This is a genomic window from Bacteroides muris (ex Fokt et al. 2023) (genome assembly GCF_024704895.1).
Taxonomy (GTDB): Bacteria; Bacteroidota; Bacteroidia; order Bacteroidales; family Bacteroidaceae; genus Bacteroides; species Bacteroides muris.
Map to the genome: position 1 here is coordinate 94,346 of NZ_JAMZEE010000012.1, position 9,067 is coordinate 103,412.

Annotated in this window: 9 protein-coding genes and 2 pseudogenes; 2 read left to right on the forward strand and 9 right to left on the reverse strand. The window is 46.6% G+C overall.

All coding sequences use genetic code 11. The annotated features are described in order from the left end of the window. Window positions 1–2: 2 nt before the first annotated feature. The 8 genes and pseudogenes from traN to M1B78_RS07125 all read right to left on the reverse strand — a co-directional run. On the reverse strand, window positions 3–938 hold the full coding sequence (gene traN, locus M1B78_RS07090; RefSeq protein ID WP_257940262.1) for a conjugative transposon protein TraN: 936 nt from the start codon (window positions 936–938) through the stop codon (window positions 3–5). Between the two features lie 29 nt (window positions 939–967). Continuing rightward, window positions 968–2,293, reverse strand: a complete 1,326-nt coding sequence (gene traM / locus M1B78_RS07095; protein WP_257940263.1) for a conjugative transposon protein TraM — start codon at window positions 2,291–2,293, stop codon at window positions 968–970. Beyond that, complete coding sequence (locus tag M1B78_RS07100) at window positions 2,271–2,567, reverse strand: TraL conjugative transposon family protein (RefSeq protein WP_257940264.1); 297 nt, start codon at window positions 2,565–2,567, stop codon at window positions 2,271–2,273. The genes traM and M1B78_RS07100 overlap by 23 nt, the downstream gene beginning before the upstream one ends. A 4-nt stretch (window positions 2,568–2,571) precedes the next feature. Then, complete coding sequence (gene traK, locus M1B78_RS07105; RefSeq protein WP_007653041.1) at window positions 2,572–3,195, reverse strand: conjugative transposon protein TraK; 624 nt, start codon at window positions 3,193–3,195, stop codon at window positions 2,572–2,574. Between the two features lie 20 nt (window positions 3,196–3,215). After that, window positions 3,216–4,211 carry a conjugative transposon protein TraJ gene (gene traJ / locus M1B78_RS07110; RefSeq protein ID WP_004326113.1) on the reverse strand — a complete coding sequence of 332 codons (996 nt, stop codon included), beginning with the start codon at window positions 4,209–4,211 and terminating at the stop codon, window positions 3,216–3,218. Between the two features lie 19 nt (window positions 4,212–4,230). Continuing rightward, window positions 4,231–4,857 (reverse strand): DUF4141 domain-containing protein, encoded by a 627-nt coding sequence (locus M1B78_RS07115; protein WP_257940265.1) that lies wholly within the window; start codon window positions 4,855–4,857, stop codon window positions 4,231–4,233. Beyond that, window positions 4,854–5,210, reverse strand: a complete 357-nt coding sequence (locus M1B78_RS07120; protein ID WP_215682849.1) for a DUF3876 domain-containing protein — start codon at window positions 5,208–5,210, stop codon at window positions 4,854–4,856. The genes M1B78_RS07115 and M1B78_RS07120 overlap by 4 nt, the downstream gene beginning before the upstream one ends. An 11-nt stretch (window positions 5,211–5,221) precedes the next feature. Then, window positions 5,222–6,433, reverse strand: a pseudogene (locus tag M1B78_RS07125) (TraG family conjugative transposon ATPase); the annotation flags it as partial. Between the two features lie 453 nt (window positions 6,434–6,886). Here M1B78_RS07125 and M1B78_RS07130 point away from each other — a divergent pair. Continuing rightward, entirely contained in the window at window positions 6,887–7,468 is a 582-nt protein-coding gene (locus M1B78_RS07130) for a Crp/Fnr family transcriptional regulator (protein ID WP_007656457.1), read from the forward strand. Window positions 7,469–7,622: 154 nt separating this feature from the next. Beyond that, window positions 7,623–8,033 carry a hypothetical protein gene (locus tag M1B78_RS07135; protein WP_007656455.1) on the forward strand — a complete coding sequence of 137 codons (411 nt, stop codon included), beginning with the start codon at window positions 7,623–7,625 and terminating at the stop codon, window positions 8,031–8,033. A 794-nt stretch (window positions 8,034–8,827) separates the two neighbouring features. Here M1B78_RS07135 and M1B78_RS07140 read toward each other — a convergent pair. Further along, window positions 8,828–9,067: pseudogene (locus tag M1B78_RS07140) on the reverse strand (hypothetical protein); the annotation flags it as partial.

Genomic DNA, 9,067 nt, shown 5'->3' on the forward strand with positions numbered 1-9,067 from the left:
CCCTATTTGATTTTTAGTTCGTTAATCGCTTCTGCATTCACGATGTCGGCATTTTCCACCCGTATGGTCTGATGCCGCCCGCCGTTCTTTTCGTAAAGCTCCACCAGCAGCAGTTTGTCGTCCGGGATGGTGAACTTCGGCAGGGCGTACACCGTGCGCACGGTACTTTTTCCTGCAATTTCTACCACCTCGTTGTAGCTGCGTACCGCATCCAGCACCGTTTCCTGAATAGCCGTGCGCTTCGGCACTTTCTTATCTACTATCTTAAACTTGATGAAATCGGTATCGAAAGGCACGTTGGAACTATTCTTCGTCTGCGTATGCAAGTAGAGCATCCCGTTATAGGTATAAATGCCCTTGATTAAGAACTGTATGCCGAAACGCTTGCTACCCAAGTGGCGCACTTTCCGGTCATTGTTCTTGTAGATGCTCTGCATTATCAGTTTCACTAATAGCGGGCTTTCATTACCCAGTTCCCGGAAATAGATGTTCATGCGGGTATGCGAAAAGTCGCTGGTGTCCTCGTTCTCCAAGAAGTCTTTCATTTCGATGTTGAGCATTTCCGGTTCACGGGCGTACTTGGCATTGAACGAAAAGAAACTGCCGTCCTCGCAGATAACGGAGAAGTTCGTTTCGCCCGGAAAGCCCTCTGTCGTGGCTTTCACCCTGATAACATTTTCCGCACCGTCCGCCTTTCCCGCTATGATGTGGTTGCTTCCCAAATCCACGTAGCGGACGGCGGCGGGGAAGATGATGTGTACCGTCTTGGCAAAGGTCACTTCCACGCCGTAGGGCGTAACCATTTGGCGGTACGGGAGTTTCCGGGTAATCCCCCGGTACAAGTCGTTGCCAGCCGCATACTTCACGGTGTCAGCAGTTTGTGCGTTTGCCGCACACACGCCCAGCAAGAGGGCGAACATTACAAAAATCTGTTTCATCGTTAATTGAAATTTTAGTGGTTAAATAATTATTGTTGTTTGGCGTAAAGCATCACCTTGTACCCGGCTTTCAACTTCACTTTCACGGTTCGGAACTTCTTGGCGAGGTAGCCGGACGTGCCTTGCAGCAAGCCCCTTGTCACGTCCATAGCCACCTGCTGTCCGGCACTCCGTGCAAAGGAAATGCTTGTACCCAGTCCGCTTCCGATATTCGCCATAGCTTCGTTGAACGCTTCCTGCTCCATTGAGGACGGAACGGACAGCCCTTTTTGTCCGTCCGTGTCGAACACGGCGAGTTCCACCGGGATGATGTTGCCCGCATACTCAATCGAGGACACCAGTATGTCGAGCCGTTCGCCCTGCACCTTTGCCGTCCCCGCCACAAGGGTATTCTTCGGTACAACGATATTTCCCGCCTGCATGGGTTCGAGCAGCCGGAGTTTCACCGCCTGCCCGTCCGTCAGGGTTTGGTCTTGGTGTATGCAGGCGGCTACCGTGTTCTTTCCCATAGCGTAGCCTGTTCCTACCGCCGTGTTGAAGCCGTAGTTTCGTGGCTGGCTGTAAGCCCGGATGAAGTCGGCATTGCTCATGGGCTGCTGCAATCCCGATACGGTCGTTTCCCGGATTGCCTGCACGGGCTGGGCTTGCGGCTTTTGCGTGACAGTCCCGACAACAGGCACTTGTGCCGTTTGCCCGTTCTGCCCGCCCTCATTCATGTATTTTGCCGCCAGTTCGTAGGACTTTTCCAAGAGTGCCATTTGGTCGTCAGCCGTAGGCGTGGCGTTCTGCTGTTGTTGCAGTCGGTCTGTCAGTTCCGCCACCTGCCGCTTCAAGTCCTCTTTTTCCTCGTCCACAGCCGGGGTTTCGTAGAACGTGCTTAACTGGCGGTTGATGTCCCGGTAAGCGTTTGCCGAATAAGAAGCACCGCCGCCCCTTTGTAGCTTCGCATCATCTTCCGGCATCAGGTCGATTTCCGCTTGCGGTTCTTCCGTTTCATCGTCCAGCGTGAAACCGAAGTCCTGCAAGGATTGTATCTTGTCCTGCTGTTTGCGGCTTATCATCGCCTGCTCGTATGCCTTTTGCTTGTCGGCTATAATTCCGTCCTCTGCGGGCAGGGGTATGTCGGCATTGAAGCCGACCACGCTTTCCATGTTCACGTCCTCTTTGCCGGAGGGGGCGAATATCAGGTACATGCACCCGGCAAAGGCAAGGAACATCAGCGGGAAGACTATCATTTTCCTGCGCTGCTGTACCTGTTGGGGTGTCAGTTCCCGTTTGGGTTTATCTTCCTTTTTCGGCTTCCCGTCCGCCTGCGGTACGGTCGTGCCGTTCTCATTTTTCTGTACTTCGTCCATATTCCGGTCTGTTTAAGGGGTTGATACTGTTGATTGTGTCATTGCCTTGCAATGGCAGTTGTCTGATATGTTCTATTTGCAGCCGCCTGCCGTCCCGTTTCCCGATATTGTAGATTGATGAAACGGTGATGTAGATAGACAAGCCGCCGAAAAAGAAGAACATCACGAGGATAACCGCCAGCCTTTTGCCCGGCGTAATCCGTCCGCACATCCGGCGCAGTCGGTCGTCCGCCCAGTCCTGCACCTTTTCGATGTAGTTTCGTTTTCTCTCCATAAGGCTACCTCTTAACGGTTTGCAAATCCTTGTTCTCGGTAATGGTGAACGCTTCGATGATGAAGCCGTGCGGGTTGTTGTCGCTCCGTGTGGCGTTGAGTAGGCGGCACGAAGTCACAAGGCTTCGCACCGTCAGGCTGCTTTCCCGGACAATCAACTGGCGGGCATACGTGTTCACCTTGTAGGGGTACTGGTCGAAGTCACACTTCACGCTGTCAATCTCCACCGTCTGCGTGACGTTTCCGGAAATTACCCGGTTGTAGTAGCCCTTTTCCGCCAAGTCCTTGTAATAGTTGAAAGCGGTCTTGTCGGCGAGGAACAGCGAGCGTTTGATGTTGCTTTCGATAGCCCCCTTGTCGGGCGAGAGCGTGAAGAAAAGCTCGTGGAAACGCCGCACGTGCGATTTGGCTTCCACGGGTCTGTTCTGTGATAAATCCTGCGAGAGTGCCAGCATCAGGCTTTTGCCGTTGTCGAGGACGTATATCTTCTGCCGCTGCTTTTCGGCGAAGCTGTACGAGTTCCACACGGCAAAGCCTGTCACCAGTGCGCACAGGCAGATGAATACCAGCGCAAAGAGCCGGATTTGCCGGAAACTCGTTTCGATGTTCGTTAATGACTTAAATTCCATATATTAAATTTTGATGTTGGTTATTTGAGTAGTTTCCCGGTTACTTTCCCGCTTGCCGCACCGACCGCAGCCCCGGCGATTGACCCAGCCCGTGCCACGTTGCGGTTATAGGCGGACGTGCCGCCAGCCGACACTATCCAGCTTGCCACCGTTGGAATGGTGAAGTAGCCCACGATGCCGATAATCATAAAGATTACATACACGGTGCTGCTCCCGTCCGGGATGAAATTCGGGTCTGAAAGTTCCTGAATGTCCTTTTGGAGCATCAGCGTTTGTATGCGTGCCAGCACGCTGCTGAACAGGTCGGACACGGGCAACCACAGGTAAATGGAGATATAGCGTGAAATCCACTGGGTCAGTGTGCTTTGGAAACCGTCATAGACGGAAATCGCAAACGCCAGCGGACCCAGTATCGAAAGCACAATCAGGAAGAACGTGCGCAACGTGTCTATAATCAGCCCCGCCGCCTGAAAGAGCATTTCCAGCAACTCCCTGAACCAGTCCCGGACGGACTTCTTGATATTGTACGCCGCCCTGTCCATGTACATACCCGTCATAGTCACCATGTCGGAGGGCGACCAGCCCAGTTCTTCCAGTTGTCGGTCAAATTCCTCGTCCGATGCGAGGTAAGCCGTTTCGGGGCTTCGCATCAGGGCTTCATATTCCAGTCGGTCTTTCTGCGCCCGGTACTCGTTCATGTCGAAAGTCTGCGTTTCCATAAGCTGGTTGCACCCTTTCACCACTGGCGACAGCACCGTGTTGATAGTCCCCAGCACAAACGTGGGAAAGAACATGATGCACAGCCCCAGCGCAAAGGGGCGCAGGAGCGGGTACACGTCTATGGGTTCGGCACGTGCGAGCGACTGCCACACTTTGGCGGCTACATAGAACAAAGCTCCCAGCCCGGCTATCCCTTTCGCTACCCCCGTCATGTTGCTGCACAAGGGCATCATTTCATCGTACAGCACCCGCAACACTTGGTGCAGGTTGTCAAAATCCACTGCTGCTAATAACATAGGCATACCGATTTATATGTTACCAGTAGCGTTCATCCGCCGAGCCGTAGAGAGCCAGCACCCGGTCGGTGTCGTTCTTCTTCTTTGCCCGCAGGTAGGACACGGATATGTTCTTGCGGGTGTAGTAGTTCACGAGGTTACGGTAATTCAATAGGCTTCGGTAGGCATTATCAATAATAGCCAGCCGTTCGGCATCCGTCAGCGACATACCCGTGATGTTCACTACATTTTTCAAGTCCTGCAACACGTCCGAGCTTTCCGACATCAGTTTGGCATAGCCGAACGATATTGCGGAAAGTTCGTCAGGCGTGAAATTCGGGTCTGCCAGCATGTTTTGGAAGTTGCGCACGTAGATTTCGGAGATTTCCGCCACCAGTTCGATAGATTTTCCTACCTTGACACCGCCCTTAACCACGTCATGCACCGCTTTGAGCGCATCGTAATATTTTTTACCCTGCTGGAAAATCTTCTGCGCTTCCATGAAGCCGTCCAGCGTGTTCTTGGCAGTGGTGGAAGTCTGCACTATCTGCTTGGTGGTGTTGATGATACCCTGTGCCAAGTTGCCGGGATCTGACACCACCCACTGTGCGGATGCCTTGCCGATGAAGCAAAGGCATACCGCTATAAGGAGAATTGTTTTCTTCATCTTGTTCTGTTTTTAGGGTTTGTAACTCGCTTGTATTCGCCACCGGGTGAAAGGGTTATCCGGTCACGCCCTTTATCATACGTCAGCAGTATGGCAAAGCCAGTTTCGATAAACAGTTTTCCGTCCTGTTCCGACACTTGATAGGCGGTTTCCAGTATCTTGCCCCTGATATTCGCTTTCCGGGTGACGGTGTATTTGCCGCCCGTTTCCGAGAGCGTGAAAGCCGGGTGTCCCTTGACGTGTACCCATTCACCACGCATCTTTTCCAGTTGTTTTTCCCCACTGCCAGTGCAGCCAGCCAATGACAGGCAGGCGCATAGCAGCATGGGAAACAGTCTATTTATCTGTTTCATGTTTCCTTATTTTAAGTTGTTGATGATTGGGGATTGCGTTTGCTTTCGGCAAGCCGTTTGATAGCCAGTTCAAGGTTGCCGCCCAGCTTCTCGGCGAGGGCGAACAGTTCCATTTTCTCGCTTTCCTCTGTCGTGAACGTGTAATATTCTTCCAGCGAAACTTCCGTGGCATATACCGCCGACTGCGTGCCGCCCAGCGAGAAGAAAACTTCCTTGTACTTCCGTCCGGGGTGGTTCGCCATGTTGATAGACAATATTTGCGAACGCTCCTTGTCGGTCAGTCCCAAGAGGTTTTGTATGCTGTCGAACTTGTTCAGGTATTTTCGCTGGTCTAACAAGATTTTGCAGTCCGAGTTATTGATGATACTCTCTTTCACTATGGGCGAGGAAATAATATCTTCCACTTCCTGCGTTACCACAATCGCTTCCCCGAAATACTTCCTGACGGTTTTGTACAAATATTTTATGTAGTCCGCCATATTCGCCGATGCAATCGCTTTCCACGCTTCTTCAATTAGTATTAACTTCCTTATCCCCTTTAACTTGCGCATCTTGTTTATAAAGGCTTCCATAATGATGATAGTCGTTATCGGGAATAAAATCTTGTGGTCTTTGATGTTGTCCAATTCAAAGACAATGAAGCGTTTATGCAGTAAATCCAGTTCCTTGTCGGAGTTCAGCAGGTAGTCGTATTCACCGCCACGATAGTACGGTTCAAGCACGTTCAGGAAATTGTCAATGTCAAAATCCTTTTCCCTGACGTTTTTCTGTTCAAGCTGTCGGCGGTAATCATCCCGGACAAACTCGTAGAACGTGTTGAAACAGGGCGTTACCGAACGGTCATTGCCTATCAGTTCGATATAGGCACTTACCGCATTGGACAACGCCACTTCTTCCGACCGCTTGGGGGCTTCATCGTCCCGCTTCCACAGGGTGAGTATCAGGGTCTTGATACTCTCTTTCTTCTCGATGTCAAATACCCCGTCTTCGACATAGAACGGGTTGAACGCTATCGGGTTCTCGTTGGTGTAGGTGAAATAAATCCCGTCCTCGCCGTGCGTGCGGTTGTGGATTAGCTGGGACAGCCCCAAGTAGCTGTTACCCGTATCGACCAGCAGCACGTGCGCACCCTGCTCGTAATACTGGCGCACCATGTGGTTGGTGAAGAAAGACTTCCCGCTACCACTCGGCCCAAGTATAAACTTGTTGCGGTTGGTGGTGATTAATCCGTACCAACATTTATTTATTTAATACTGAATATCAGTTAATTATAGTATAAAACACATCAATATTAATATTTTTAAAGCATACAATTTGCATACAAATAGAGTGATTATAAGAAAACAGAAAAGGATATTTGTTGTTAAGGGGTAAATGTGGTAGGAGATGTTTTTATATCTGTTTTCTCTCGTTTTTCAGTGAAAAATAGACATGATACTGGCAAAAAGAGAAAGAAACTCTGTTTTTCTTTTTTCGCCAGCATATATAATTTGCTGTCTAAATAAGTTTAGTTCGTTTTGGATATACAGACAAAGAAACGTACTAAACCTTTGAACTTAAAAATATAACAAACATGTTATGTTACATACTTTTTTGAATATTTAAACAATGTAGTTAAGTACTATCAAGCATATTTCAGGCATTTTTTATACATTTGCACCAATGACAAGTAAATGATGACTGAATTTAATTCATATATGAGCAATATAGACATAGATTTTTTTAAAGAATTGTGTCTAAAACATGGAGAGTTACGACATTATAAAAAGAATGAGTTTATTCTCCATGAAGATGATGCATGTTCTTTCTTCGGGTTTATCTTGTCAGGTGTAGTCAAATACAGTTGTACCAACCGGACAGAAAACAAGCCGTATAATGTCGGTTTTTCCTTTCCAAATGAATTTATAGGCGATTACCCCACTTGCTTATATGGCATGAAATCAGAATTGAATATACAGGCAATAATCCCGTGCGAGATTTACATCTGTTCTTCTGCATTCTTACAGCAAAAATTCGAGGAGAACAAAGAAAGCCAACGGATAGCCCGTATCGCAGCCGAACAGATGTTTTTCCAATCATATTCACGTTATTTGGATTTATTCAGATTCACACCGGAAGAGCGTTACCTCCAACTTTTAAAAAAATGCCCTGCAATCCTTCAAATGGTATCACTAAAAGAAATAGCATCCTACCTTAAAATTACACCCGTACACATGAGCCGAATCAGACGCAAGCAAAGTCTTGACAACAAAAAATAAACATAGGTTTAGAAATTTACATTCATAACAATATTCCAAGAGTATCTTAATCTGCCAAAGGATTCTTTTTTTTATCTTTGTCTTATCTTTGGTTGGTTCAACGAAGAAACAAAATAAAGATTGAATGAGTTAAACAAAAAATAAAAAAGAGAATATGAAAACAAAAGAAATTCTTGGAATACTTATGCTATTCCTCTGTACATTCTGTTTTATAAACTGCGATGATGATAATGAACAGACAAATGAATTAACCCCCGAAGCACTTTATCAGACTTCATGGCGTGGAACAGGGCATTGTGAGGCTTGGACAGTACAAAATATGGGGGTCGGTATGCAATTTGTAGATACTCAGAAAGGGAAAGTAAATTGGGAAGGTTACGATGAAATTGATATTACTTATACAATAGAAGGGAAATATATCACATTTAATAGCAATGCTTTATATTTGGGTGGAGCCCCTTGGATTATCAAAAGCTATACCCAAAAACATATAACCATTATACAGAATGAAATTAGTCCAGATAAAGAGAAAGTAGCTACGATTGAATTAGAGAAAATAGATTAAACTGAATCATGGAACATTAAGTTGCATAAATGTATGCTATAACAGAACAAAGAGAACCGTGAGATTCGCAAATTGAACAAAGAAAGGATGAAAGAACATATAAATACCTTGTAAACAAAGGGGAAAATGCAGATTCATCTAATATTCCTTTATGTGCTATTATCGAGCTGGTCTATGGGCTGAAATACAAGGAAAAGAGATTCACCTTGTTCTCTTACATAGGATTGGTTATTGGGATAGGATGACAATTTATATGCTACTGTTAATAAGGTCAATGTAAATCAAAGTAATATGAAACTGAAGTATATATTGAATGCTATACTATTTGTTTTGGCATTATCTTTTTTGTCTATGTGTATATTTAAGACTACAGAGTTAAGTTTAAAATGTATGCAATTTGCTGTATCTATCTCTTGTATAGGAGCAATGTTTTCTACAAAAAGCAATAGATACATATTTGCATCTATTGCTTTAATCATTATAGGAATATCTTTTTTACTTTAGATGTCCATAATAACGATAATGATTTGATTGTTGCTAATGTCTTTATAATAGTATCTGTCAAGCATATTTACTTTAGCAAACGCCTCCCCCTCAGGTGCAGTTCCTATTCACTATTAAATCATTGCCTAATCATCATCCAAACAATCCAGCGGATTGGGGATTTTTGCTTTTCAAATTAGACTATCCACAAATATAGAAAAAGTGCAGTACACCACGAAGATGCACTGCACTTTTCTCCACATATTGTGCGGGCTTTAACATTTACAGTTTGTATCCTTTGTTTTCCCGGTTTATGGCTTACCCAGTCGGTTGGCTTCCTTTTTCAACCGCTCGGCTTGTTCATTGAGCAGCCTTGCACGTTCCAACGCTTCCGCCTGCTTCCTGCTGCGGAATTCAAAATCCGTCACCGAATCAGTCAGGTTTTGGATGAAAGCGTTATCCCGTTCCCTACTAAAATTCGTTTCCAGCAAATCAAGGCAGCCCCCGTCCGCTTCCCCTTTCATCAGAATGTAGCGGTATTTCATATCGTT

Excerpts from the sequence above, each read along its gene's own strand:
- traN (WP_257940262.1), bottom strand. The coding sequence starts at position 938 with ATGAAACAGATTTTTGTAATGTTCGCCCTCTTGCTGGGCGTGTGTGCG.
- traM (WP_257940263.1), bottom strand. The coding sequence starts at position 2,293 with ATGGACGAAGTACAGAAAAATGAGAACGGCACGACCGTACCGCAGGCG.
- M1B78_RS07100 (WP_257940264.1), bottom strand. The coding sequence starts at position 2,567 with ATGGAGAGAAAACGAAACTACATCGAAAAGGTGCAGGACTGGGCGGAC.
- traK (WP_007653041.1), bottom strand. The coding sequence starts at position 3,195 with ATGGAATTTAAGTCATTAACGAACATCGAAACGAGTTTCCGGCAAATC.
- traJ (WP_004326113.1), bottom strand. The coding sequence starts at position 4,211 with ATGTTATTAGCAGCAGTGGATTTTGACAACCTGCACCAAGTGTTGCGG.
- M1B78_RS07115 (WP_257940265.1), bottom strand. The coding sequence starts at position 4,857 with ATGAAGAAAACAATTCTCCTTATAGCGGTATGCCTTTGCTTCATCGGC.
- M1B78_RS07120 (WP_215682849.1), bottom strand. The coding sequence starts at position 5,210 with ATGAAACAGATAAATAGACTGTTTCCCATGCTGCTATGCGCCTGCCTG.
- M1B78_RS07130 (WP_007656457.1), top strand. The coding sequence starts at position 6,887 with ATGACTGAATTTAATTCATATATGAGCAATATAGACATAGATTTTTTT.
- M1B78_RS07135 (WP_007656455.1), top strand. The coding sequence starts at position 7,623 with ATGAAAACAAAAGAAATTCTTGGAATACTTATGCTATTCCTCTGTACA.